Annotated in this window: 22 protein-coding genes; 11 read left to right on the forward strand and 11 right to left on the reverse strand. The window is 57.0% G+C overall.

Annotated features, from left to right (window positions below):
- The 3 genes from BM114_RS14530 to BM114_RS09290 form a co-directional block, all read left to right on the forward strand.
- Positions 1-365, forward strand: a 365-nt coding sequence (locus tag BM114_RS14530; protein ID WP_218151484.1) for a hypothetical protein, incomplete at its 5' end; no start/stop codon positions are given.
- 84 nt (positions 366-449) lie between these two features.
- Positions 450-923 (forward strand): hypothetical protein, encoded by a 474-nt coding sequence (locus BM114_RS09280; RefSeq protein ID WP_255406479.1) that lies wholly within the window; start codon positions 450-452, stop codon positions 921-923.
- Positions 924-1,501: 578 nt separating this feature from the next.
- Positions 1,502-1,807, forward strand: coding sequence for a hypothetical protein (locus tag BM114_RS09290; RefSeq protein WP_143089298.1), 306 nt, complete (start codon positions 1,502-1,504; stop codon positions 1,805-1,807).
- On the opposite strand, the gene BM114_RS09295 is transcribed toward BM114_RS09290, so the two are convergent.
- The 3 genes from BM114_RS09295 to BM114_RS09305 form a co-directional block, all read right to left on the reverse strand.
- The gene (locus BM114_RS09295; RefSeq protein ID WP_255406480.1) at positions 1,773-2,603 is read right to left on the reverse strand and encodes a hypothetical protein; all 831 of its coding nucleotides are present in this window, start codon (positions 2,601-2,603) and stop codon (positions 1,773-1,775) included. The two genes, BM114_RS09290 and BM114_RS09295, sit on opposite strands and share 35 nt — an antisense overlap.
- 93 nt (positions 2,604-2,696) lie before the next feature.
- A complete protein-coding gene (locus BM114_RS09300) occupies positions 2,697-3,386 on the reverse strand; it encodes a DUF554 domain-containing protein (RefSeq protein ID WP_092112744.1) in 690 nt (229 codons plus the stop codon).
- Between the two features lie 21 nt (positions 3,387-3,407).
- Positions 3,408-4,403: a homocysteine S-methyltransferase family protein gene (locus tag BM114_RS09305; RefSeq protein WP_092112746.1), complete on the reverse strand. Its 996-nt coding sequence runs from the start codon at positions 4,401-4,403 to the stop codon at positions 3,408-3,410.
- Positions 4,404-4,750: 347 nt separating this feature from the next.
- On the opposite strand from BM114_RS09305, the gene BM114_RS09310 reads away from it, so the two are divergent.
- The 5 genes from BM114_RS09310 (at position 4,751) to BM114_RS09330 (ending at position 10,208) form a co-directional block, all read left to right on the forward strand.
- Positions 4,751-6,544, forward strand: coding sequence for a sialidase/neuraminidase family protein (locus BM114_RS09310; protein WP_092112748.1), 1,794 nt, complete (start codon positions 4,751-4,753; stop codon positions 6,542-6,544).
- A gap of 149 nt (positions 6,545-6,693) precedes the next feature.
- On the forward strand, positions 6,694-6,879 hold the full coding sequence (locus BM114_RS09315) for a type II toxin-antitoxin system HicA family toxin (protein WP_092112751.1): 186 nt from the start codon (positions 6,694-6,696) through the stop codon (positions 6,877-6,879).
- A 93-nt stretch (positions 6,880-6,972) separates the two neighbouring features.
- Positions 6,973-7,374 carry a pilus assembly protein HicB gene (locus BM114_RS09320; protein WP_092112753.1) on the forward strand — a complete coding sequence of 134 codons (402 nt, stop codon included), beginning with the start codon at positions 6,973-6,975 and terminating at the stop codon, positions 7,372-7,374.
- Between the two features lie 77 nt (positions 7,375-7,451).
- Positions 7,452-9,539, forward strand: coding sequence for a TonB-dependent receptor plug domain-containing protein (locus tag BM114_RS09325; protein ID WP_092112755.1), 2,088 nt, complete (start codon positions 7,452-7,454; stop codon positions 9,537-9,539).
- A 39-nt stretch (positions 9,540-9,578) separates the two neighbouring features.
- Positions 9,579-10,208, forward strand: a complete 630-nt coding sequence (locus tag BM114_RS09330) for a YiiX/YebB-like N1pC/P60 family cysteine hydrolase (RefSeq protein ID WP_092112757.1) — start codon at positions 9,579-9,581, stop codon at positions 10,206-10,208.
- A gap of 160 nt (positions 10,209-10,368) precedes the next feature.
- On the opposite strand, the gene BM114_RS09335 is transcribed toward BM114_RS09330, so the two are convergent.
- A complete protein-coding gene (locus tag BM114_RS09335) occupies positions 10,369-10,902 on the reverse strand; it encodes a cyclophilin-like fold protein (protein WP_177207086.1) in 534 nt (177 codons plus the stop codon).
- Between the two features lie 424 nt (positions 10,903-11,326).
- On the opposite strand from BM114_RS09335, the gene cysK reads away from it, so the two are divergent.
- Positions 11,327-12,274, forward strand: coding sequence for a cysteine synthase A (gene cysK / locus BM114_RS09340; RefSeq protein WP_092112759.1), 948 nt, complete (start codon positions 11,327-11,329; stop codon positions 12,272-12,274).
- Between the two features lie 67 nt (positions 12,275-12,341).
- Here cysK and BM114_RS09345 read toward each other — a convergent pair whose 3' ends face one another.
- Positions 12,342-13,226: a serine O-acetyltransferase gene (locus BM114_RS09345; protein WP_092112761.1), complete on the reverse strand. Its 885-nt coding sequence runs from the start codon at positions 13,224-13,226 to the stop codon at positions 12,342-12,344.
- Positions 13,227-13,349: 123 nt separating this feature from the next.
- On the opposite strand from BM114_RS09345, the gene BM114_RS09350 reads away from it, so the two are divergent.
- Positions 13,350-13,991, forward strand: coding sequence for a response regulator transcription factor (locus BM114_RS09350; protein WP_092112763.1), 642 nt, complete (start codon positions 13,350-13,352; stop codon positions 13,989-13,991).
- Positions 13,992-14,065: 74 nt separating this feature from the next.
- On the opposite strand, the gene BM114_RS09355 is transcribed toward BM114_RS09350, so the two are convergent.
- Positions 14,066-15,628, reverse strand: a complete 1,563-nt coding sequence (locus tag BM114_RS09355) for an SLC13 family permease (protein ID WP_092112765.1) — start codon at positions 15,626-15,628, stop codon at positions 14,066-14,068.
- Positions 15,629-15,905: 277 nt separating this feature from the next.
- On the opposite strand from BM114_RS09355, the gene BM114_RS09360 reads away from it, so the two are divergent.
- Positions 15,906-16,199: a hypothetical protein gene (locus tag BM114_RS09360; protein WP_092112768.1), complete on the forward strand. Its 294-nt coding sequence runs from the start codon at positions 15,906-15,908 to the stop codon at positions 16,197-16,199.
- A 346-nt stretch (positions 16,200-16,545) separates the two neighbouring features.
- Here the strand turns inward: BM114_RS09360 and dnaA are convergent, their stop codons facing one another.
- From dnaA to BM114_RS09385, 5 genes are all read right to left on the reverse strand, one after another.
- Positions 16,546-17,955, reverse strand: coding sequence for a chromosomal replication initiator protein DnaA (gene dnaA / locus BM114_RS09365; RefSeq protein WP_092112770.1), 1,410 nt, complete (start codon positions 17,953-17,955; stop codon positions 16,546-16,548).
- Between the two features lie 428 nt (positions 17,956-18,383).
- The gene (locus tag BM114_RS09370) at positions 18,384-19,274 is read right to left on the reverse strand and encodes an MlaD family protein (protein ID WP_092112772.1); all 891 of its coding nucleotides are present in this window, start codon (positions 19,272-19,274) and stop codon (positions 18,384-18,386) included.
- Between the two features lie 6 nt (positions 19,275-19,280).
- Positions 19,281-20,579 carry an N-acetylmuramoyl-L-alanine amidase family protein gene (locus tag BM114_RS09375; protein WP_092112775.1) on the reverse strand — a complete coding sequence of 433 codons (1,299 nt, stop codon included), beginning with the start codon at positions 20,577-20,579 and terminating at the stop codon, positions 19,281-19,283.
- 132 nt (positions 20,580-20,711) lie between these two features.
- Complete coding sequence (gene folB, locus BM114_RS09380; protein WP_092112777.1) at positions 20,712-21,092, reverse strand: dihydroneopterin aldolase; 381 nt, start codon at positions 21,090-21,092, stop codon at positions 20,712-20,714.
- 63 nt (positions 21,093-21,155) lie between these two features.
- Complete coding sequence (locus BM114_RS09385; RefSeq protein WP_092112780.1) at positions 21,156-23,741, reverse strand: adenosylcobalamin-dependent ribonucleoside-diphosphate reductase; 2,586 nt, start codon at positions 23,739-23,741, stop codon at positions 21,156-21,158.
- Positions 23,742-24,153: the final 412 nt, after the last annotated feature.

Consider the following 24,153-nt stretch of genomic DNA (forward strand, 5'->3'; position numbering starts at 1 on the left):
TGCAACATAATTCTAAATTAAGCGATGCTAATGTTGGACACTTATTTGAAAGTGGGATAGGAACACTTCTTTCTGTATTTTATTGTTTCGTCTTAACGGATATATTCCTTGCTATACGATTTATATTCGGAAAGGACTTGTGGATTATTCAAATAGACAGAGCACATTCAAAAACTATAGGCGGTTTTATAGTTATCATGTCTCTCGTCCTGGCATTTCTCACTATGAGCTATGTCGGCAATGATGAGATTATAAAGCGAAACAGGCAGCGTGTTAATAAAATCGGAAGAAAATCTTTCTATGTCTTTTGGGGAAGCCTCGCTGTGGCTATTTTAATTTTTTATCTCCTTTTGTTTACAGGGTAGTATAATATTTAATGAATTATTTATACCGGCAAATTTTAACATCTCCTTTGTGATAGCCAACTATTAATTTAAATTAAATTGAATATGAAGACAAAAATGATAGGTAAGAAAAATAGAAATCTATTAGGCTGCATTTCGATAGTGATTTGTTCACTATCTTCCTGTATACCCATAATCCACACAAAATCTCTTGCTGTATTCAAGAATTGTACCCATGACACTGTATTTATAGGTGCATCCCACTATGATAATATTGATAGTGTGGACAGGCAAGTAAACCCACATTATAATTTCCAGGCCAATAGTGGTATTGATACCACCGGCGTTTCTCTGTGGAAACATACAGATTTTAGTCGTGATAGTTTTGTGTATCCAGATTCTGCATGTTCAATAGATGCAAACTACTTATTCCACAATACTGACACATGCTATTTCTTCTTGATAACATTGAACGACGCTAAAAGTTACTCATGGGATGAAATCCGCACTAAGAATTTATTCCATAGGTGGGTTGTCATGAGAGATAAGGAAGGCAGATTGGATAGAAATATAAGGTAAAGGAAATTATGATTAAAAGGAAACATAACAAAATCTTACTTCTGGCGATCATAATCTCATGCGTGTTTGCACTTACTTCTTGTATTGTGGACAGAATAACTTTATTCTGTATAAAAAATTGTACAAACGATACTCTTCTTATTGAACTGACAGATTCCGATACTCTTGATAATTGGATGTATTGGGGTAAACATCCCGAGGATACTATGAGGCCAATTGTGCAAGAAGATACAACTTGGGTTTATATACATGGGGAGAAAGTAATCATAGATAATTTCTTCTATGCACTACCAGATTCAACGGTATTTGCTAGTCCACATGTATTTAATATTAACGACACCTGCTACATTTATGCCATCAAGTGGCAAGTAGCGACACGCTTTCCGCCGGAAGAAATCCGTGCGAAAAAGCTCTATGACAGACGAGCTGTAACCAAAAGGGATTTCCATGATCGCCTCTTCGAGTACAGAGCTACGGATAAATCATCGCCTTCACATTAGATTATCTATCGGAAAGATACAGGTATCGAATCGCAGACAAAATGTATAAGAAAGTTTTTCTACTTTAACGGCTAAAACATGGCAGATATATGGCTACCCTACGGACCAGACCAAGAAAGATGGTATTCCACATTATCCCGCGATGGTACGGATGTCCGTACGACGGTCTATGCCGGGGAATACGAGAAGATTACGGAAAATAGAACGACCCGAGAGTTCTATTATCTTGACGGCAACACCATCATCGTCAGGGAAAACGATATCGTGAAGCCTTATCTTGCCTTCACGGACAATTCAGGCAGCATCCTCTCCGCCATGGACGAGGACGGGACATCAGCCTTTCCATGGCTCATTCGTCCTCGACAACCTCGGAATCATCCGTAGGATCAAAGTAGAGATCGTCAAAATCTTTCACTTCCGACAGCCTTATCAGCGGCTTCCGAGGCAGGCGGACGGTCTGGGTCTCATACTTCTCGTCGCCCTCCTCCTCGGCATCTTCATTCACATTCACCGAAGTCTTCTTAACGCGCGTGAGGAAGTTGACGCTGGTCGTGGAGAGCGTAACGGGTCCGCGAGCCGACAAGGACTCGTATCCGATGAGCACCATGTCGGAGTCCTGACTGCGGAAACAGTACTCCCAGTTGCCGTAGCGGCCGTGCTCGTAGAAAAAATAGAGCTTGTTGTCTCTTATTTCCACCATCAGTATGGGGGCATAATACACGCCGCCGTCCTCGTTCTCCGACGAGAAACAGCTGCGGTTTTCCACCACCGGCTCATACCGGCCGCCCTTGTTGAGGAGCACCATGACTCCCCGCCGGTTGCGGTCCAGGAGCCCCTGCGTCTCGTCTAACACGAAGGCATCCTTGCGCCGAGCCTTGATAATGAGCACACAGTCGTTCACGCCGTCGCCATTGAGGTCGCCGAAGTGTTTCTCCGTCAGCGAGTAGCCCTTGGGCACGAAGTCGGTCAGAGGCCGTCCCTTTACCACGGCTGCGGCAGTATCGCCCCTCTCCACTCGCTTTGTTTCCACCTTTTTACTACCCTTGGCAGCAGTCTCGGGGTGCGACGCTTGCGGCGCCTTTCCCTGACAACCGACCATGAGAATCAGGCAGATAGCCACTTCCACCGCCTTTACAAGCAGCCTGTAAGCCTGTTCCTTGCAATGAATAATTGTGCTCATAGCGGCAAATATATAAAATGTTTGCGAATATCGCACCTGTCGGGCGGGAAAAATGCGCATAGCAACCAAGACGAGAACCTGCCCCCCGGGAAATCAGAAGGCGGCCTTGAGCAGGAACCAAGCTATCGGGACGAGCAGCGCCGGCAGCAGGTTGAGCGTCTTGCAGTCCTTGAGCCTGAGCTGCGAGAGGCCGGAGGCCGTGATGAGCAGTCCGCCGATGATGAGCAACTCGGCCATGAGCGCATTGCTGACGGCGTGGCTCGAGAGCGTTGCCACGAGATAGAACAGGCCCTGCCAGAGGAAGAGCACCGGCGCGGCCAGCACCATGCCGAAGCCGTAGGTGGAGGCGAAGACGGCAGACGACACGAGGTCGAGCGTGGCATTGGTATACAGGAAGGTGTTGTCGCCGTTGAGCGCGCTGATGACAGGCCCCAGCATGGAGAGCGGTCCGATGCAGTAGAGCAGGATGGCGAGCGACAGACCCTGACCCAGGTTGCGGCCATCGCCGTCCTTGGAGAATCTGTTCACCGTGCGCTGGAAGCGGCCGTCGATGTCGAGGCGCGTGCCCACGACGCCCCCCAGTGCCAACGACACGATGAACAACACCGGATACTCGCTCTCCGGGAGGTGGCTGACGGTGGCGTTCAGGCCGATGGCCAGGCTCGCCAATCCCAGCGCATCGTAGAGCATGGTCTTGTATTTCTCCTTGATTCCGCGGTGCAGCACGGCCCCGACGATGCTTCCGAGGATGATGCAGCCCGTATTGACAATGGTTCCTATCATGATATATCAGCGTTTGTTTGTTCATTCCTCCCCGATTTCGCGGGGGCGATACTGCCCGGCCAGCCTGGCCACGGCACGGATATGCTCGGGCGTGGTGCCGCAGCATCCGCCGTAGATGTTGACGAGCCGCTCCTCAAACGCCTGCCTGGCCACGGCGGCGAAGCCCTCGGGCGTCTCGTCGTAGCCGCCCGACACATTCGGCAAACCCGCGCTGGGATGCACGCTCACGGGGCAGCCGGCCATGCGGCTCAGCCGTCGGATCCAGGGCAGCAACTGCCGCGCGCCGCACCCGCAGTTGAGACCGATGGCCAACAGGCCGGCAGGAGCGAGCGCGGCACAGTATTCTTCCACCGACGGTCCCCACGGCATGCGGCCGGAGACAGCGTCCAGAGTGGCGCTGCACATCACGGGAATCTCGTGCCCCAGCGTCTCCGCGAGGTCGCCTACGGCCTTCAGCGCGGCCTCGGCATGGAGCAGGTCGCAGAGGGTCTCGACGAGAATCAGGTCGGCACCGCCGTCCACGAGCCCCCGCGCCTGGTCATAGTAGGCAGCCCGCAACTGCCCGAGGCTCACGCCGCTGCCATCCTTACCGTCGCCATGCGGCGATGCCGACACCCTGCGGTTGGTGGGACCCATGGAGCCTGCCACCCACACCCGCCTGTCAGCGCGCCGCCCGCAGGCCTCCCGCGCGACGGCCGCCGCAGCCCTCGAAATCTCGTAGGCAAGGTCTTCCAGCCCGTAGTCGGCGAGCGAGAGGCGGTTGGCATTAAAGGAGTTGGTCTCCACGATGTCGGCTCCCGCGTCGATATAGGCCTCGTGCATCTGCCTCACTATGTCCGGCCTCGTCAGGCAGAGCACATCGCAGCACCCCTTCAGGCTCACGGGATGGTGCCCGAGGCGCTCCCCGCGGAAGTCTTCCTCGCCCAGGTTCAGGTGCCGCAGGTAGGTGCCCGCAGCCCCGTCGAGGATGAGGATGCGCTCCTTCATCCGTTGCAGTATCTCGTTGCGTGTTGTCATCAGGCCGTCTTTTTGCCCGTAAAGTTACACAAAAAAAAGCGGAAGACACAAGAAAGTTGCAGTTTAATATATAAGTATCGGGAGGATGGGGACCGGGAACTTCCGACAGGACGACGGCTGGCACGAAACCTCGGAGGGGCTGGCGTGAAAACGGGAAGCCGTTATCTACAGGATTACACGCCGTGTGTAATCGGATTACACGCCGCTTGTAACACGATTACACGCCGCTTGTAACATCGTTACACACGGCGTGTAACATCCCCGCAGGAAATCTTCTGCCCCCGGGCGCACCGCTTTCTCGATTCTTTTTAGTATCTTTGCGACAGGAAACCTAACGACAAACCGACATGAAAAAGATGCTGACACTCTCGCTCGCCCTGCTCGCCGCAGGCAGCGCATACGCCCAGACGGGCACGGAACGGGAACCCGTGGCCTATGTGGGAGGCGAAATCTGCAACCCCCGCCTCCACGAGGGCGGCTTCCGCTATGCCATCGGTACGGAGAACATAGAAGTGATGCGCGCCAACCGCACCCACCCCGAGCACGCCGACGGCTACGGATGGACCTACAACCACGCGCCCAACATGACCTACTGGAACGGCTCGTTCTATCTGGAATACCTCTCCAATCCCGTCGACGAGCAGCAGCCGCCGGGGCAGACCTACCTCGTCGTCTCCAAGGACGGCCGCCGCTGGGGCAGCCCGCAGGTGGCCTTCCCGCAATACAAGGCACCCGAGGGGGTAACCATTCCCAAGCCCTATTACGGCTACATACAGCATCAGCGCATGGGATTCTATACCGCCCCCAACGGCCGGCTGCTCCTCCTGGCCTTTCAGGGGCACAGCTACAACCCCTTCAAGGAGGGCGGCATCGGGCGGATGTGCCGTGAGGTGCACCGCGACGGCGCGCTCGGACCCATCTATTTCATCCGCTATTCGTCGCACACGAAGTGGAACGAGGGCAACACCTCGTATCCCTTCTACACCCGGTCGAAGGACAAGGGCTTCCGCAAGGCCGTGGAATCGCTGCTCGCCGACAGGCTCAAGACCCTGCAATGGATTGACGAAGACCGGGGCCTCGACGGTTTCTACGCCCTCAAGGACTCCATCAACACCGTGCAGGCCACCTCTTATTTCCATCGCCGCGACGGCCGCGTGGTGGCACTCTGGAAATGGTCGTATGCCGCGCTGTCGGCCGATGAGGGGCGCAGCTGGACCACGCCCGTGCGCTGCCCGTCGCTCATCATGGCCGGGGGAAAGCAGTGGGGACAGCGCACCGCCGACGGCCGCTACGCCCTCTGCTACAACCCCATCGAGACGCAGCCCTACCGCTACCCGCTCATCACCGTAACGAGCGACGACGGCATCAGCTTCGACTCCGCCGGCGTGGTGCACGGCGAGGTGCCCCCGCGCCGCTTCATGGGCGAGAACAAGGACTTCGGCCCCTGCTATGTGCGCGGCATCACGGAGGGAGAGCAGCGTCCCGACGGGCAGGATATGTGGCTCACTTACAGCGTGAACAAGGAGGACATCTGGGTGAGCCGTGTGCCCGTGCCCGTAAAGACCACCTGGCAGGGCCCCGTGCGGGATGACTTCGACGGCGTGGAGGCAGGTGCCCCCGTTCCCAACTGGAACATCTACCGCCCCGCCTGGTGCCCGGTGTGGGTGGACGAGGCTCATCGGCTCTGCCTCGCCGACAGCGACCGCTATGACTACGGGCGCGCCATCCGCGTGTTCGAAGCCGCCCGCAAGGTGAGCGTGAGCCTCGACCTGACGGTGGAACAGGAGGGCAGCGACCCCTTCGAAATCGACCTCACCGACCGCCATGGCACCCGTGCCGTGAGCCTCCGGCTATTCGGCGGCGAGATTATTGCCTGCGGCAAGGTCATCGGCCACTATCAGCCGGGCACGACAAGGCACATCGCCTTCACCTACGACGACGGCCGGCTGCTCTTCGAGGGGCGGTCGCTGCCCGCCCTGCATGCCGTGAAGGAGGTGGAACGCCTCAGCCTCCGCACGGGCGAATACCGCGACCTGCCCAACCGCCAAACCCCGAACCAGGAACCCGCTCCCCCACTCCCGGGATGCGACGAGCCCACGACCCCGTCGCGCTACGCGGTAGACAATGTGAACATCAGATAACGATGACGCATGACCGCATAGCTTCTCAGAAGGCTACCAAATGTTAAATAAACTTATACGAGGATAAAAAAGATGGTAAAACACTTGTATAAAAGTAGCGTTTTTGCTACCTTTGTATTGTCAATAAGACAAAGGAGCTCTTCAAAATCATGAAGTATAGCCAACTTTACAAGGAGTTGAGAAAAGCAGGATGCATACTCACTCAGCATGGAGCAGAACATGATGAATGGACAAACCCTGATTCCGGAGTGAAGATAAGGATACCACGACATGGCAGCCATGAGGTTAAAAAGGGGCTACTCAACAAGATTTACAAGGTCTTGCTGGGACGATAATCGTCTGGACATACCGCCTGCTTCTGAAATGCCGGTTTGCGGAAACAAAAACAAGGGCTCTTACTATAAAAGCAACTCATAAACTATAAGAATATGGCAAAAAGGATATTGGTAACCATTGAGTTCGGGGAAGACGGGACATACTCCTGCTACAGCGAACAACCTATCGGCGACTACGCCCTCATCGACGGAGATGGAGCCTCCGTAGCAGAGGCGAAGAAGGACTTCCTGAATGCCGTCGAAGAATGCCGTCAGGCTCATCCTGACGATACGAGATACAGTAATCTTGCCTTTGAATACAAGTATGACTTGCGCTCTTTCTTCAATTACTTTAACTTTCTGAATGTTACTGAAATCGCTAAACGGGCCGGAGTCAACCCCTCGCTGATGCGCCAATACACAAGTGGAGTGAAGACCGCAGGTGAAACCACCTACAAGAAGCTCTCCTCGTGTATATCTCAAATAAAGTCGGAACTGCAGACCGCCTCCTTCTGAGGCATCCGGCCACATAGGGCAGAGATAAGGAAAAAGCCTTTGCGGAACGCATTTTTTTCCGTACCTTTGCACCCGTTATGAACAAAGTACGGTTTAACAAGCGCTCGTCCATCGTCTTCAAGCGCTTCTCCAACAAAGGCTATTCACTCTTCGCTGCCCTCGGCAGGGAAGTGATTATCGGCGTGCTGAGCGTAACCACGCTCTCCCATGCCAAGGCCGACGGCATCAGCACCCGCACGGAGAAGGCCGGCGCAGACAGCACCCTGTTGCGTCAGGCGCACGAATTGGACGAAGTAAGCATCACGGCTTCACGAGCGCCGCTGGGTAAGACCCAGCAAGCGAGAATGGTAACCGTGCTGTCGCAGAAGGAGATTGCCGCTGCGCCAGCGCAAAGTATCAACGATCTGCTCAAGTATGTGGCAGGAGTGGATGTCAGGCAGCGAGGTCCCGTGGGGGCGCAGACCGACATCGGCATCCGGGGCGGCAACTACGAGCAGATAACCATCCTTCTGAACGGGGTCAACATCAACGACCCACAGACGGGGCATAACGCCTTCGACTTCCCTTGCAGCCTGTCCGACATCCAGCGCATAGAGGTGCTGGAAGGACCGGCCGCGCGCGTCTACGGCACCTCGTCGATGCTCGGAGCCATCAACATCATCACCCGTGGACACGACGACACCGGTCTCCAGGCCGGCGTGGAGGGAGGAAGCTACGGCTACCTCTCGGCCACGGCACGCACCAGCTACTCCGGCCGCCGGCGATGGAACCACTCCCTCTCGGGCACCTACACCCGCAGCGACGGCTACAGCCGCAGCAAGGCGGGACGCCTGAACATGGACTACAGCGGCGGGAAGGCCTTCTATCAGGGGACCTACGACCACGCCGACTTCGACATCCGATGGCAGGCGGGCGTCAGCACAAAAGGCTTCGGCAGCAACACCTTCTACAGTCCCTCGTCCGACGAACAGTATGAGCGCACCACGAAGACCTTTCTGGCCCTGCAGGGCGACGCCGCCATAGGACGGCTGCACCTGCGCCCGCAGCTCTACTGGCACCATTTCACCGACCGGTTTGAGCTTTTCCACGACAACCCCTACGCCTATCCCTTCAACTATCACCGCACAGATGTGCTGGGGGCGGGCATCAACAGCTGGATGGACTGGAACAAGGTGCACCGCACGGCCCTGTCGGCAGAGATACGCCAGGAAGACCTCGTGAGCGGAAACCTCGGTGAGCCGCTCGACCATCCAAAGCACATCCACGGCACCGACCGCGACTATACCCACGGCATCAACCGCACCAACCTCCAGCTGACGCTCGAGCACGACATCCTCCTCCGTGCCTTCACCCTCTCCATGGGGCTCACGGCGGTGAAGAACAGCTGGTCGGACGCGGGAATGCGCCTCTATCCCGGCATCGATGCCAGCTACCGGCTGGGCGAGCGATGGAAAGTGTATGCGTCGTACAACGCGTCGCTCCGCATGCCGTCGGTTACCGAACTCTACTATAACTCCAAGGGATATAACGCCAACAAGCACCTCAAGCCCGAGGAGCTCGCCGCCGTGGAAATCGGCATCGTGTACAGCGCGCCGGGCATCAGGGCGCAGGCAAACGCCTTCTTCAACCACTACCGCAACCTCATCGACTGGATTATCGACGAGAAGGCAGCGTCGCCGGAGCTCACGACGACCAACTTCGGGCGGATAAACGCCCTCGGCACACAGGCCGATGTACGCCTCGACCTCGGACGGCTGCTGCCCGGGCAACGATGCCTGAAGACCCTGAACCTGGCCTATACCTATCTCAACCAGGACCAGAAACGCTATGAAGGCATCACGAGCCAGTATGTCTTGGAGTATCTGCGCCATAAGTTCGTGGCCAATCTGCAGACGCAAGTGTGGCGCGCCCTCGGCCTGAACCTCAACTACCGCTACCAGAAGCGCAACGGACAGTATGCCACGGGCATCGACGAGGCTACCGGGAAGAAGATCCTGAACCGCTATGCGCCCTACAGCGTGCTCGATGCCAAGCTCACATGGACGGCTCCCCGCCTGACGCTCTACCTCGCGGCCAACAACCTCACGGGGCACCGCTATGCCGACTTCGGCCGCCTGAAGCAGCCGGGACGCTGGGTGATGGCGGGCGTGAACATGCGGCTCTGACCAGGCAAGGCAGCCCCACCACTCAAAAAAAGAACGAAAATGAAAATCAGAATATTGCTTTTATCGCTGTGCCTCACGCAGGGACTGGCGGCACAGCCCAGCCTCAAGGGCGACTGCTCGCACCTCAGAGATGCCGACCTGCTCTTCTTCGCGCCCGGGAAGGGCAATGCCATCACGGATGTAACGAGCGGATTCGCGGGCAGGGGAATCGACCATGTGGCCATCTTCGTGCGCATCGGCGGCACGCCCTGCACCCTCGAGGCCACCCACCGGGGCGTGATCGTGCAGCCCATGGACAGCACCATCGCCCGCCACGAGCGCAGAAACGAGCAGGTGTATGTAGGAAGAGTGCGGAAAGGGCTCGACATTCCGGCCTCACTCGGCAATGCCCTGCGATACTTAGGCAAGCCCTACGACTTCTTCTTCGAACCCGGCGACAGCGCCCTCTATTGCAGCGAGCTCGTCCAGAAGTCGTACTGCGACAAGCGCGGGGCAGCCGTCTTCGCGCCCATTCCCATGAGCTTTCATAACGACAAGGGGGAGATTACGGAATACTGGAAGGCCTACTATCGGAAAGCGGGCAGACAAGTGCCCGAGGGAGCACCGGGGTCGAATCCCGGACAGCTGTCCCGCAGCAAACGGATCAGGATTCTCTACCAACTCTTCTGACAGCTTCCGACATTCCTTCTAACGGCTAAAAGGAAAGCTTTTAACGGCTAAAAGGCGGGCTTCTAACGGCTATCTACTTGCCTTTTAGCCGTTTCCACCCAAATGACCGGCCAGCGTGCACACCCCGCGGGAGGATTTGCCAACGGCCGGAATGCCGCCGCTATCGGATTACGCACTTCTTGCCGTCCACAATATACACGCCTTCTCTCGGATGTTCCATCTCCTGCCCCTCCAGGTTGTAGACCTTTCCGGAAACAGGCTTTGCCGTCGCCGCCGGGACTCCTGTCGTCAGCAAGCTGAAAGAGACCGTCGCGCTGCCGCGACCCAAGGCACTCGCAAGCCCCGAGGCATTGTCTATGCGGCCAATGCAGCTATAGGCATAAGAGGTGGAGAAGGTCTTATAGAACAACACCACGCATGTCGAGCCATAGAGCATGATGTCGCCCTCTTGAATGGTATTGGGATGGATTGTGTTCGTGGGAAGCGACCGGCTCATATAGTTGTATTTCTCATTGCCGTTCAGTTCGGCCATATCCAGCGTCAGGGGTAATAGCGCCTCAAAGGCGCTTGCCGTAGAGTTGTCGGCAAGCGCAGCCGTAAACGACTTGCCGCCGACCGTAACCAGAATCTTCGTTTGTGCCATTGCCATCGATGTTATTGCCATAAATAATACTATCAGGAGCGATTTTTTCATACTCTTGGATTTGTTTCTGCCGCAAAGATAGGTCATTCCCCGCGAAGCAAAGGCAACCAGAACACAGAAGAAAATACCATTTTTACGGAATCGACTGCAGACCCGGACGGAGCCTCTTTACAGATAATCCGGAACATTCTGATTATCAGCTGTTTGCAATAAAGTAAATTCTCACATTCCTTTTAACGGCTAAAAGGAAAGCTTTTAACGGCTAAAAGGCGGGCTTCTGACGGCTATCTACTCGCCTTTTAGCCGCCTTTTACACGGAAGAGGCCTATATATAATAAGGAGAAAGGGCAGGAAGAGCATGGCGCGAGATGCAAAATACCATTCTTGTGGTATTGCGGGGTCTGGATTTTTGTCCTACCTTTGCAGTCGAGAACTGATTCAAACACATAATAAAGATAAAGAAAGGAAACATATTATGACAAAGATTGCAAGACAACTGACGGACCTGATAGGAAACACGCCCCTCGTGGAGCTGGGCAGATACTCGCGGGCACAGGGCCTCGACACCCCCATCGTGGCCAAGGTGGAGTCGTTCAACCCCGGCGGAAGCGTGAAAGACCGCATCGCGCTGGCCATGATCGAAGATGCCGAGAGGCAGGGCAGGCTCCAGCCCGGGGCGACCCTCATCGAGCCCACGAGCGGCAACACCGGCGTGGGACTGGCCTGGGTGGCAGCCGTGAAGGGATACAGGCTCATCCTCACGATGCCCGAGACCATGAGCGTGGAGCGCAGGAACCTCGTGAAGGCGTATGGAGCCGAGGTGCACCTCACCGACGGCAAGGCGGGCATGGGCGGCGCCATCAAGGCGGCGGAAGAGCTGCGCGACTCCATCCCGGGAAGCATAATCCTCCAGCAATTCGAGAATCCGGCCAACCCGCGGCGGCACTATGAGACCACGGCCGACGAGCTCTGGGAGCAGACCGACGGCAAGATTGACATCTTCGTGGCCGGCGTGGGCACGGGCGGCACCGTATCCGGCGTGGGCAGACGCCTCAAGGAGAAGAACCCCGCCATCCGCATCGTGGCCGTGGAGCCCGCCGCCTCGGCCGTGCTCAACGGCAAGCCCGCCGGCCCGCATAAGATTCAGGGCATCGGGGCGGGATTCATTCCCGAGACCTACGATGCCGGGGTGGTGGACGAGGTGCTTGACATAGAGAACGACGATACCATCCGCACGGGTCGCCAACTGGCCCGGCAGGAGGGCTTGCTGGTGGGAATCTCGTCGGGAGCGGCCGCCTTTGCCGCAGCGACATTGGCCAAACGACCCGAAAACAAGGGCAAGCGCATCGTCGCCCTGCTGCCCGACACCGGCGAGCGATACCTCTCCACGGCGCTCTTCGCCTTCGAGGAGTATCCTCTCTAATCAGCATGCCGGCAACCCCAATCGGGCTGCCGGCATGCGTATGGCTGCCGCCAAGCGGCGTGAAGCCCTATCGCTTCAGCACCTTCGACTGCGGGCTGACATCCTCGGTAATCCACATGTTGGCTCCAATCACCGAGTCGTGGCCGATGGTGATGCGCCCCAGAATCGTCGCGTTGGAATAGACCACCACGCGGTCTTCCAGTATCGGATGCCGGGGAATGCCCTTGATGGGGTTGCCGTCGTCGTCGAGCGGGAAGCTGCGCGCGCCGAGCGTTACACCCTGATAGAGCTTCACATGGTTGCCGATGACGCAGGTAGCCCCCACGACGACGCCCGTGCCGTGGTCTATCGTGAAGTGATGGCCTATCTCGGCGGCCGGATGGATGTCTATCCCGGTCTCGGAATGCGCCATCTCAGTGATGACGCGGGGAATGAGCGGCACTCCGCGGCGCACCAGCTCGTGGGCCAGACGATGGCAGGTGAGCGCCTTGAGGGCGGGATAGCAGGCTATGATTTCGCTGTAGCTGGTAGCGGCGGGGTCGCCGTCGTAGGCCGCCTCCACATCCGTAGCCAGCAGGCTGCGGAGCCTGGGCAGCGTGGCGATGATGTCCGTGGCGATGTCGGCTGCCTTCGAGGCCGACGACCGGAGCTCCTCGCCCTCCTCGCGATCCTGAAAGCAGAGCCCCGCGAGGATCTGGTGAGACAGCAGATGCTGGAGCCGCTCCACGGAGACCCCGATGTGATAGTTCATGGTCTGCGTGTTGATGGCCGAGTTGCCGTAGTAGCCCGGGAAGAGGATCGACCTCGTGAGGTCGATGATTTCCTGCAGGGCTTCTTGCGACGGCAGCGGGCTTCCGTCGCAATGTTCATGGCAGAGACCCTTGAGAGAGTCGGGGCAGGACAGCGCCTCGATGGTCTGCCGGAGCACGCCTGAATCTTCAATGTTCGTCATAAGCAAATTCTTTAGCGACTGCAAAGATACGGCAAAAATACCTTTCCGCAAAGCCCCGGCAAATAAATTCTCCGTTTCCGTGCCCGTTTGATTAAAAAAAATGTATCTTTGCAACAAGAGCCTATGCACATAACCATTGCCGACAAACAAGACATCACGCGGGCCGGACTCGTCTATCTGCTCGGACGCAAGGGCTGGAACAGGCACTTCCAGGCCGATAACAAGGCCGGACTGACAAGCCTGATGAAAGCTCACGGCGACATGCTTGTCATCCTCGACTACACGCTCTTCGACCTTAACGGCACCGACGAGCTCCTCATCCTCCACGACCGATTTCCCCACTCGTTCTGGATTATCTTCAGCGACGACCTTTCCGCAGAGTTCATAAGAACCCTGATGACTGCCCACAGCCGCTTCAGCATCCTCTCCAAGGACTCCTCCCTGCGTGAGATAGAAGAATGCATAGGCCTGGGCATGCGCCGCCAGCGGTTCGTCGCGCCGCAGATATCGACCCTGCTGCTCGCGCCCGCCGCCGAAATCAGCAGGGAGAAGAGCCCCCTCACGCCGACGGAGACGGAGATCCTGAAGGACATCGCCCTCGGGCTCACCACCAAGGAGATTGCCGAGAAGCGATTTTCCAGCTTCCACACCGTGAACACCCATCGCAAGAACATCTTCCGCAAGCTGCAGGTGAACAATGCCTACGAGGCCACGAAATACGCCTTTCGCTCCGGCCTCGTGGACTCCGCGGAGTACTATATCTGACTTCCCGAACAGCATCTCGACAAAAACCGGGCTGCCCTCTATGAGCAGCCCGGTAGGGAGATTTCGCCTCAAGCCTATAGAATTCCCATCACCATCTTGACGATGAACAGCGCCACGGGGATGGTAACGCAGGCTATGCCGATGAAGTCGATGTACACGCCGGTCTTGATCATCTTCGTGATGGGGATGTAACCGCTCGCGTAGACGATGGCGTTCGGCGGCGTGGACACCGGGAGCATGAATCCGAGCGAAGCCGAGAGGGCCACGCCGACGGCCACGGGAACCGGGCTGAACCCTGCCGAGAGCGCCGCGCCGATGGCCAGCGGGCCGATCATGTTGGTGGCCGCGGTATGCGATGTGAGCTCCGAGAGCAGCAGCGACATGACGCAGAACACGGCGATGAGCAGGAGCTCAGACGGATTTCCGCCCATGCCGCTCACGATCTGGTCGCCTATCCAGCCCGAGAGACCGGTGGTGTACATCATTCCGCCCATGGCCAGACCTCCGCCGAAGAGCAGCAGCGTGCCCCACTCCACGCCCTCGACGGCCTGTTTCCAGGTGATGGTCATCTTGTTATGCTTCAGGTCCACGGGGAGGAAGAAGAGCAGCAAGGCGCCTATCATGGCGACGGCACCTTCGGGAAGCACGCGGTTGTAGACCTTCAGAATCTCGCTGTCCGAGCCGAACGCGATGTTCAGGAAGCCCGGGGTAATCCAGAGGACGACCGCCACGAGGAACGCAAACATCGTGTTCTTCTGGGCCCGCGTCCACTTGCCGAGCCCCTTGATCTTCTCGGCGATGAACTCGTTGGCACCCTCGATGTGCTTCACATCGGCCGGGAACATGCGGCTGAGGACGATGTAGGCAATCACGAAGTAGATGACCATGGCCACGAATCCCCACACCATCCACTGGAAGAAGCCCACATGGATATTGCTCATCTCGCTCAGGAAGCCGAGCATGATGATGTTCGGGGGGGTGCCGATGGGGGTGAGCACGCCGCCGATGGAGCATGCGTAGGCCGTCATCAGCATCAGCCCCGTGGCATATTTGTAATTGGCGAGGTCGATGATCTTGCCCTTCGCCGCCATCATATCCTTGATGGCGTAGAGCAGGCCGAGGGCGATGGGGAACATCATGGCCGCCGTGGCCGTGTTGCTGATCCAGCCCGAGCAGAGCATGCAGGCCAGGCCGATGGCCAGGAAGATGCGGCGCGGGTTGTCGCCCACCCACTTCATCGACATGATGCCATAGGCTATGCGCTTGTCGATGCCGTTCACCATCATGCCCTTGGCAATGATGAAGCCGCCCAGGAAGAGGAAGATCGTGGGATTGGCAAAGGCCGCGAAGGCCTCCTTCATCTTCACCACATCGAGCAATACACAGAGGGTGGGCCCGATCAGGGAGGTTACCGGGATGGGAACCGGCTCGCAAATCCACCAGAGGCACACCAAGGTCATGATGGCCAGAAGCTTATGCGCCTCCGGCGACAGGGCCCCGATGGGGGTAAACCACACCAAAAGGGCACAGACCGGGCCGCTGACGGCACCGATAAGCCTGCGCCTGCGGTCGAAAACAGAGTCCTGAGGCACCTGCGCCTCAACCTCTTCTAAGGGTTCATTTTTTGCGTCGTTCATATCCAAAGGTCAATAAAAGATTTTAAGCTAAGAATTGGTATCTGCCCGCTAAGTTAGGAAAAAATATCATTCGCCCGGCAAAAAAAACGATAAAAAATCACTTTTCCCTGTTTTTTTCTTCGCAGATTCATTCATTCTAATGAAAAAAATGTATATTTGCAAGGCAAGAGTCCCGGACGGGGAAGCCGACCCGAGGCGCAGACCCACGCCCCGCAAGCCCCGGCACCCGCCGTCCGGACAACGACCGAATCCGGCGCAAGACCTAAATTTACCATATATGAATACGAATGCTATCCTAATCGCCGCCGTCATCATAGTCGTATGCATGGGCATCGCCTACTTCGGCTATCGGCACCGCCACTACATCCAGTTCAGCAAGGAAAACCTCAGGGCCAACATCGGCAAGGTGTTCGACGAGGCCGGAGAGAAGGCCATGCCGAGGCAGAAGTTCATCATGAAGCTGAAGGATGTGTGCGGATGCACGCAGAAGCAGGCCGTGATGCTCCTTGGCAAAGCCCGCAGGGCCGGCTTCATCGCCGTTGACGACAAGGAGGTGAGACGGCCCGAATAGACGGCCCGAGAGTTAACCGCAACTCCTGACAGCCCCGACCGCCCGAGGGGCTTTTCGCCGGCCGCCCGCCCCGGAGCCGCCCGAGCTCCTGCCGGAAACCATCCCCGTTCTTGTCGGAGACTGCCGGAGGAAATGTTACAAGCAGCTTGTAACTGGATTACACGCCGCTTGTAACACGATTACACACGGCTTGTAACATCATCGGGAGCGGCCTGCCCCCGCACGAGCCCATGCAGGAAGGGCGGAAGACGGCAGGCTCCCGCGGCCACGGCGGCTGGCGCAAAAAAGAAGGCTGGAAGCTCACGGAGCTCCCAGCCTTGTGTGTTTAAGGTTATTATAGCTTGTATTATCGCTTCAACTTGAATGAGTTCTCGATGCTCAGGATCTCCTTCTGGAAGTCCTTATCCACCTTCAGGCGGTCGGCCACGCGGTTGCAGCTGTGGATGACGGTGGCGTGGTCGCGCCCTCCCACGAGCTTGCCGATGCGGCTGGTGGGCATCTTGGTGTATTTCTGGGCGAAGTACATGGCCAGCTGGCGCACCTCCACCACCTCGTGCTTGCGGCTCTTGCCGTTTACGGCGGCCGGAGTTACATTGAAATGCGTGCACACTTTCTCCAGGATGTCGTCGACCGTGAGGGGGGCGTCGTCCACCTTGACGGCGCGCCGGATGACCCGCTCGGCCAGCCGCATGTCGATGTTGCAATTGTAGACCACGCTGTAGGCCAGCAGCGAGTTGACCACTCCCTCGAGGTCGCGCACGCTCCCGTTGGCCGTCTCGGCGATGAAGCGGATGACCTCCGCGGGAATCTTGAGCCCGTCGCGGCGGCACTTGCTGTTCAGGATGTCGACGCAGAGCTGGGTGTTGGGCTTCTCGAGCTCGGCTATCAGCCCGCAGGAGAACCGCGTGAGCATGCGCTCGTTCATGCCCTGGAGGTCTACGGGCGGGCGGTCGCTTGCCAGGATGATGCGCTTGCCGTTGCGGAAGAGGTGGTTGAAGATGTGGAAGAAGGTGTCCTGGGTCTTCTCCGCCGTCATCCACTCCTGCACATCGTCGACGATGAGCACATCGATGGTTTGATAGAAGCTGATGAAGTCGGGCACCGTGTTCTGCAGCGTGGCGTTCACGAACTGCACCTTGAAGAGGTTGGCGCTGATGTAGAGCACGCGCTTCTGCGGATAGAGCTGCTTGACCTTGACGCCTATCGCATTGATGAGGTGGGTCTTTCCGCAGCCCGAAGGCCCGTAGATGAACATGGGGTTGAACTGTGCCGTCTGCGGATGCTCGGCTATGGAGAGCCCTACGGAGCGCGGCAGCTTGTTGCTGTCGCCCTCGATGAAGTTCTCAAAGGTCTGGTGAGGGTTCAGGTGCGGGTCCAGTTGCTGCGGCTGGGCAGCGTCGAGCAGCGAGGGGGCGGCGTTTCCCTTCGTCTGCACGCGCGGCTTCAGGCTGGAGTCGGTGGGGGCTGCCTCGATGTCCTGCGACAGCTTGTGCTCCTTGTCGGTAACCACGCGGTAAGTGAGTTTCACCCCTTCCCCGAAGGTGCGCACCAGCACTTTGCACAGCAAGTCCACATAGTTCTCCTCCAGGTATTCATATACATAGGTACTGGATACCTGCAGCAGGATGGTCTTCGAGGCGTCGTCGAACTTCTCGAAGACTATCGGCTTGAACCATGTATTATATGGTTGCAGGGATACATTCTCACGGATGAGCGCAAGAGATTCCTCCCAACGAGCGTCAGGACTTACTTTCATCTATATACTTAATTAATATACCTTTCGATGGTAATTGGTTTTTTTGACTTCAGACTGCAAATATCGCAATTTTTTTTAGAACTTGCAAATTTTTGCTTTCTTTCTTTTTTTGTATAGAAATCGGAACCCCCCATAGACAAAGCGATTAGCCGCAATCGGGCTTTCCGGCCGCAAGACGGCAGTTGCAAAAATGTAAGATTCTGATACATAGGTTTTTCCGGACAATTGCTTAAAGTGTAATGGTTTAAGAGTGAAACAGGAAGCCCCGACGATGCAATCCACCATGAAATGAGCGGCTTACCGCTCCGGTACGGCGCATGAAACATCGGGAGCTGCTATTTAGACAAAATCTATTTAGCAGGGAGCTTTTTCCCGGGGCCCGTCGTCCGGTCTGCCTGCATCGGCGGGAGACCGTAATCTGGAGGCCATCACTTGTCCTTCCTGCCGAACAAGGAGAAGTGGACATAGCGCTTCGGATGCGCCTTGATGTTGTTGAGCAGGGAGTCGGCACTATTGACGGTCGCCGTGAGGTCGTAGTAGAGGCGGCTGTCGTTCATCAGCAGGCCGAGCGAGCCTTCCTTGCCGTTGATTTTCTCCGTTACGGCCTTCACATTCGCCAGCGTCTGGTTTACCTCGTCCATGGTCTTCTGGATGTCGACTGCCGCGAGGTTAGCCGTCAGCCGGTTCGTATTGTCAAGCACCCCGTCGGCCTTGCTGACCAGTCCGGGCACATTTCTGTTCAACGACGCCATGAGGGTATTCAGCTCGCGGGTCGAGGTGGTCAGGTTATCAGTAGTGGTCTGGATGTTGTGGAGCGACCGTGCGATGGCCGGATCGGCCAGCAGGGTGTTCACGCTGACCAGGATGGAATCCAGCTTGGGCAGCATCTGCTCTATCGTGGGAACGAGCGCCGAGAGCTTCCCCATGAGGCCTGCATTCAGTTCGCCGACGATGGTGTCGCCCGGCTCAATGCGCCGGGGATTGTCGGCCAGCAGGAGATTCATCCTCACATTGCCCATCAGGTCGCTCTCGATGGAGGCCGAAGAGCCCTCGGGGATGCGGAGGTGATTGTCTACATCGAAGGCGACGACTACGCCGTCGTTGCCTTCATAGTCGTAATTGATAGACTTCACCACACCCACCTGATAGCCGTTGGCATAGATCGGGTTAGACTCCGCCAGCCCGCTGATGTTCCTGAACTTGATGTAATAGGCGCGATCCGTGGAGAAAAATGACTTCCCCTTCAGGAAATTCATCCCGAAATAGAGGATCACGATTCCCAATATGGCCACGACGGCTATTTTGATTTCTTTCGTCATAATCGCTTATCTGTTGGTTTTAAACTCGCGTATCGCCTCCTGCACATCCATCCTCCGCCCTCCCTTGAAGGCTACGATGAATGCCTGCGGGAAGTCCGCGACAATCTGCCTGCGGAGGCGGGCTATCTCGTTATAGTCGGTGGAAGCCCCGTAAGTATACTTGAACATATTGCCCTCCTCGTAACATTCACACCCCTTGAGGGTCCTGAAGCGGGCGTCGCCCTCCCTGAGCCTCTTGCTCGTGGCCATAATCTGAACCTTGAAGAGTGGCTTAGAGGCGTCAGCCGGCATGGCGAGGAGGCCGCTGCTTCCCGTTGACGACGGATGGCTGGTCTGCGGCTGGTTACCGGCCGACGAATCGCCGGCAGCCGCCTGACGGGTCTCCGCCTGGGGGGCGGGCTGCTCCTTGGGGCGAGCTGCAGCTCCGCCACTTGCCGGTTCGGGTTTCTTATAGGTGTCGGGCACCACCTGCGGGATGGCAGGGGTGGTCTCGATGGCCTTGAACGGCACGGTAACGGTCTTGTCGTGCTTGGAGCGATACTTCATGAAGGCATTGTAGAACCCGTTGCTGTAGGCAGCCAGGGCGGCATCGGAGTTCAGGAACCGCTCCTCGTCGGGCGTGGAGATGAAGCCCAGCTCCATCAGACAACCGGGCATGGAGGTGAGGCGGAGCACCGCGAGGTTATCCTGATGGGCACCGCCGTTACTGCGCCCCGTAGCCGCGCAGATATACTGTTGCAGATTCTTGGCCAGATCCGTGCTGTTCACGCGGTTCTGGTCCTGGATAAACTCGAACATGATGTCGCCCTCCGCACTGTTCAGGTCGAGCCCGTCGTAGGTCTTCTTGTAGTCTTTCTCGAGAAAGATCACGGCGTTCTCCCGCTTGGCCACTTCCAGATTCTCGTCGATACCACGGCTGTTGCCGTTGCGGCGGCTCCGCCCCAGCGTATAGGTCTGATACCCCCGGGCCTGCCGGCCGCCGGCCACCGCATTGATATGGACGGAGACGAAGAGATCGGCCTTCTTCATATTGGCAAAGGCCGCACGCCCCGAAAGCGTAACGAAGACATCGGCCGTGCGGGTATAATACACCTTCACATCCGGGCACTTGCGCTCAATCAGGCGTCCGAAAGCCAGCGCATACTTCAGCGTCAGGTCCTTCTCCTTGGAGATGGAGCCCACGGCACCAGTGTCATGACCGCCATGCCCGGCGTCCAACACCAGCGTGAACTTGTGGCTGGCGGCAGTCGCCACCATCGCAAAAGCCATCAACGCCACCAAAGAGAAAACCTTCTTTCTGCCCATGCTATACCGAAGAGTAATCGGAGGATGCGGAGGATGAGACGGTATGGACGCCCCTTGCCCGTTGCGCTCCGTGAAATTATTGTTTAACCTCCATGCAAAGGTAACCATTTACGGCGAGAAAACCGCCAACGGCTACTTCGTTTTATCATTTATTAAGTGTACTTCCACCCCGGCTCCCTCACAGTCAGCCCCCATCGGGGGATTCTTCTTGGTCATCCAGAGGTCGATGGAGCGTATCTCGGGATACTGCCGGAGCAAGCGGTCGGAGATGCGGCGGGCCACATGCTCAATGAGGTTGCACGGAGTCAGCATCTCTTCCCCTACGAGCTCATACACCTCGGCATAGTTTAGGGTGTCGGCCACCGCGTCGGAGCGCATCGCCTCCTCCATCGGATAGCCGATGCGGAGGGTGAGCTCGTAGTCGTTTCCCGTAACGCGTTCCTGCGGCAACACGCCGTGCAAGGCATGAAACCGCAGGTTACGCAAATATATGTAAGTTGATTGTATTTCCATATATCCTTGTTTGTCTTGGGGGCCGTCGGCAGCCCCGTTCCTCCCCGGAGGGAAGATGCGGGACTATCCGCAGCGGCTGGCTCCGCAGTTGGTGCAGATGAGGCAGCCCTCCTGATAGACGAGCGACTCATGCCCGCAGACAGGGCACTTCTGCCCCTTGGCCTGGGTGCCGTCGGCCACATATTTCTTCAGGGCGCGCTCCACGCCGTTCTTCCAGGTGTTGATGCTCTCGTCTTTCAGCTGCAGCGAGCCCACGAGCTTGATCACATGGTCGATGGGCATGCGGTAGCGAAGCACGCCGGAGATGAGCTTGGCATAGTTCCAATACTCCGGGTTGAACTTCTCGGAGAGGCCCTCGACGGTGGTCTTATAGCCCCGCTTGTTCTCGAACTGGAAGTCGTAGCGATGGGTTCCGTCCTCGTTGGTCTGCTTGATGATCTTTCCCTTGACGACGGTCTTCGGCAACACGATGCCCTCGTCGTCGTCCTGGAGACCCGTGAAGATCTCGTAGGGATAGCCGTCAAGCAGCCCCACGAAGGCCACCCACTTCTCCTTGTTGTTCTGGAAGCGGACTACATCGCACTCCAATTCCCTGGGACGGGTCTCGGTAACGACCGGCGCCTCGCACGGCGAATTGAACTTCGTCTCCATGTTGTTGTCCTTCACCTGCTCCTTCTCGTCGGCCTTCTTCTCTTTCTTCGACACGGAGATCATCACGCCCGACCGGCTGCCGTCGCGATAGATGGTGCAACCCTTGCACCCGCTCTTCCACGCCTCGACATAAAGCTTATTCACCAAGGCCTCGTCGACATCGTTCGGCAGGTTTACGGTTACGGAGATGCTGTGATCCACCCACTTCTGGATGGCTCCCTGCATGCGCACTTTCATCAGCCAGTCCACATCATTGGCCGTGGCCTTGTAATACGGCGACTTGGCCACGAGCTCGTCGATCTCCTCCTGGGAGTAACGCTTCGTGGCGTCGTAGCCGTTTATATTCATCCACTCGAGGAACTTGCGGTGATAGACGATATATTCCTCGAAGCTGTCGCCCACCTCGTCTACATAGTCCACATGCACATCGGTGTCGTTCGGGTTCACCTTGCGGCGACGCTTGTATACCGGCATGAACACCGGCTCTATGCCCGAGGTGGTCTGGGTCATGAGGGAAGTGGTGCCCGTGGGGGCTATCGTCAGGCAGGCAATGTTCCTGCGGCCGTACTTCACCATATCCTTATAAAGCTCCGGGTCGGCCTCCTTGATGCGCAGGATGAACGGATTCCTGGCCTCGCGCTTGGCGTCGTAGATGGCAAAGGCACCCCGTTCCCGAGCCATCGTTACCGAAGAGCGGTAGGCATTCAGGGCCAGCTCCTTGTGCACGGATACGGAGAAGTCGGTGGCCTCCTGTGTTCCGTAGCGCAGCCCCATGGCTGCTATCATGTCGCCCTCGGCCGTAATGCCCACGCCCGTGCGGCGTCCCTTGCCGCTCTTGTCCTTGATTTTCTCCCAGAGATGATACTCGGTCTGCTTCACCTCGTCGCTCTGGGGGTCTACCTTTATCTTCTCCATGATGAGTTCTATCTTCTCCATCTCCAGGTCGACGATGTCGTCCATCACCCTCTGGGCAAGCTGCACATGCTTCCTGAACTTGTCGAAGTCGAAGTAAGCGTCCTTGGTGAACGGGTTTACGACATAGCTATAGAGATTGAGGCTTATCAGCCGGCAGCTGTCGTAGGGGCAGAGGGGAATCTCGCCGCAGGGGTTCGTGCTGACGGTGCGGAATCCCAGGTCGGCATAGCAGTCGGGTATGCTCTCGCGAAGGATGGTGTCCCAGAAGAGCACGCCCGGCTCGGCGCTCTTCCATGCGTTGTGGACAATCTTCTCCCAGAGGTTCCTGGCCGAGATTTCCCTCCGCACCTTGGGATTCTTCGCGTCGACGGGAAACTGCTGGGTGTAGGGCTTTCCCTCGGTGGCGGCCCGCATGAACTCGTCGTCTATCTTCACGCTGACATTGGCGCCGGTAACCTTTCCCTCCGTCATCTTCGCGTCGATGAAGGCCTCGCTGTCAGGATGCTTGATGCTGACAGAGAGCATCAGGGCTCCGCGACGCCCGTCCTGGGCCACCTCGCGGGTAGAGTTGCTGTAGCGTTCCATGAAGGGAACCAAGCCCGTAGAGGTGAGCGCCGAGTTGTTCACCGGGCTTCCGGCCGGGCGGATGTGGGTCAGGTCGTGGCCTACGCCGCCTCGCCGCTTCATCAGCTGCACCTGCTCCTCGTCGATCTTCATGATGGCTCCGTAGGAATCGGCATTCCCGTCGAGCCCTATCACAAAGCAGTTGCTCAGCGAAGCCACCTGGAAATTGTTGCCGATACCGGTCATCGGGCTTCCGGCAGGTATGACATAGCGGAAGTGGTCGATCAGATCGAACACCTCCTGGGCGCTCAGCGGGTTCTTATACTTCCGCTCGATGCGGGCAATCTCGTTCGCGATACGCCAGTGCATATCCTCCGGCGACTTCTCGTAGATATTGCCGAAACTGTCTTTCATGGCATACTTGTTCGCCCAGACTCTGGCGGCCAGCTCATCGCCATCAAAGTACTTCAAAGAGGCCTCATAGGCTTCCTCGAAAGAATAGGTCTTTGAATTTTCCATTGTAGTTCATCGGTGGTAAGCGAAGACCCGCCGCACTCTCTCACGAGAAAGCACCGCAGGAAAGTCGGGGAAACGCCAACTGCCGTCAAAAGTCCTGTCCTGACAGGCCAAAGACAACACCGGACCGTCCGCCCACTCCCAGGCTTCGCCCTCCAGCCTTTATTTTTCGTTATTGTTAATAGTTACCTTCTTTTCGCGCAGCCTCCGCACCGAGGATGCCGTTTCGTGATTCCTCCAAGTCAAACCAATCATCATCTTTTCCACAGAGAAGAATTCGGAGGTCAGTCATTATATCCCTATCGATTGCAAAACTACAATATATTTTCGAGAAAAAAAACTATTTCGGGAAATTTTTTCCAAAAAACTTTCCGCAAAGTTTCCCGTTTTGGAAAACTTGAAGTATATTTGCAAC

This window comes from Prevotella sp. KH2C16 (assembly GCF_900113305.1).
In the GTDB taxonomy this organism is placed as follows: domain Bacteria; phylum Bacteroidota; class Bacteroidia; order Bacteroidales; family Bacteroidaceae; genus Prevotella.

Excerpts from the sequence above, each read along its gene's own strand:
- BM114_RS09335 (WP_177207086.1), bottom strand. The coding sequence starts at position 10,902 with ATGAAAAAATCGCTCCTGATAGTATTATTTATGGCAATAACATCGATG.
- BM114_RS09280 (WP_255406479.1), top strand. The coding sequence starts at position 450 with ATGAAGACAAAAATGATAGGTAAGAAAAATAGAAATCTATTAGGCTGC.
- BM114_RS09325 (WP_092112755.1), top strand. The coding sequence starts at position 7,452 with ATGAACAAAGTACGGTTTAACAAGCGCTCGTCCATCGTCTTCAAGCGC.
- BM114_RS09360 (WP_092112768.1), top strand. The coding sequence starts at position 15,906 with ATGAATACGAATGCTATCCTAATCGCCGCCGTCATCATAGTCGTATGC.
- BM114_RS09310 (WP_092112748.1), top strand. The coding sequence starts at position 4,751 with ATGAAAAAGATGCTGACACTCTCGCTCGCCCTGCTCGCCGCAGGCAGC.
- folB (WP_092112777.1), bottom strand. The coding sequence starts at position 21,092 with ATGGAAATACAATCAACTTACATATATTTGCGTAACCTGCGGTTTCAT.
- BM114_RS09330 (WP_092112757.1), top strand. The coding sequence starts at position 9,579 with ATGAAAATCAGAATATTGCTTTTATCGCTGTGCCTCACGCAGGGACTG.
- BM114_RS09370 (WP_092112772.1), bottom strand. The coding sequence starts at position 19,274 with ATGACGAAAGAAATCAAAATAGCCGTCGTGGCCATATTGGGAATCGTG.
- BM114_RS09315 (WP_092112751.1), top strand. The coding sequence starts at position 6,694 with ATGAAGTATAGCCAACTTTACAAGGAGTTGAGAAAAGCAGGATGCATA.
- BM114_RS09295 (WP_255406480.1), bottom strand. The coding sequence starts at position 2,603 with ATGAGCACAATTATTCATTGCAAGGAACAGGCTTACAGGCTGCTTGTA.
- BM114_RS09375 (WP_092112775.1), bottom strand. The coding sequence starts at position 20,579 with ATGGGCAGAAAGAAGGTTTTCTCTTTGGTGGCGTTGATGGCTTTTGCG.
- BM114_RS09320 (WP_092112753.1), top strand. The coding sequence starts at position 6,973 with ATGGCAAAAAGGATATTGGTAACCATTGAGTTCGGGGAAGACGGGACA.
- BM114_RS09350 (WP_092112763.1), top strand. The coding sequence starts at position 13,350 with ATGCACATAACCATTGCCGACAAACAAGACATCACGCGGGCCGGACTC.
- cysK (WP_092112759.1), top strand. The coding sequence starts at position 11,327 with ATGACAAAGATTGCAAGACAACTGACGGACCTGATAGGAAACACGCCC.
- BM114_RS09355 (WP_092112765.1), bottom strand. The coding sequence starts at position 15,628 with ATGAACGACGCAAAAAATGAACCCTTAGAAGAGGTTGAGGCGCAGGTG.
- BM114_RS09385 (WP_092112780.1), bottom strand. The coding sequence starts at position 23,741 with ATGGAAAATTCAAAGACCTATTCTTTCGAGGAAGCCTATGAGGCCTCT.
- BM114_RS09305 (WP_092112746.1), bottom strand. The coding sequence starts at position 4,403 with ATGACAACACGCAACGAGATACTGCAACGGATGAAGGAGCGCATCCTC.
- BM114_RS09300 (WP_092112744.1), bottom strand. The coding sequence starts at position 3,386 with ATGATAGGAACCATTGTCAATACGGGCTGCATCATCCTCGGAAGCATC.
- BM114_RS09345 (WP_092112761.1), bottom strand. The coding sequence starts at position 13,226 with ATGACGAACATTGAAGATTCAGGCGTGCTCCGGCAGACCATCGAGGCG.
- dnaA (WP_092112770.1), bottom strand. The coding sequence starts at position 17,955 with ATGAAAGTAAGTCCTGACGCTCGTTGGGAGGAATCTCTTGCGCTCATC.
- BM114_RS09290 (WP_143089298.1), top strand. The coding sequence starts at position 1,502 with ATGGCAGATATATGGCTACCCTACGGACCAGACCAAGAAAGATGGTAT.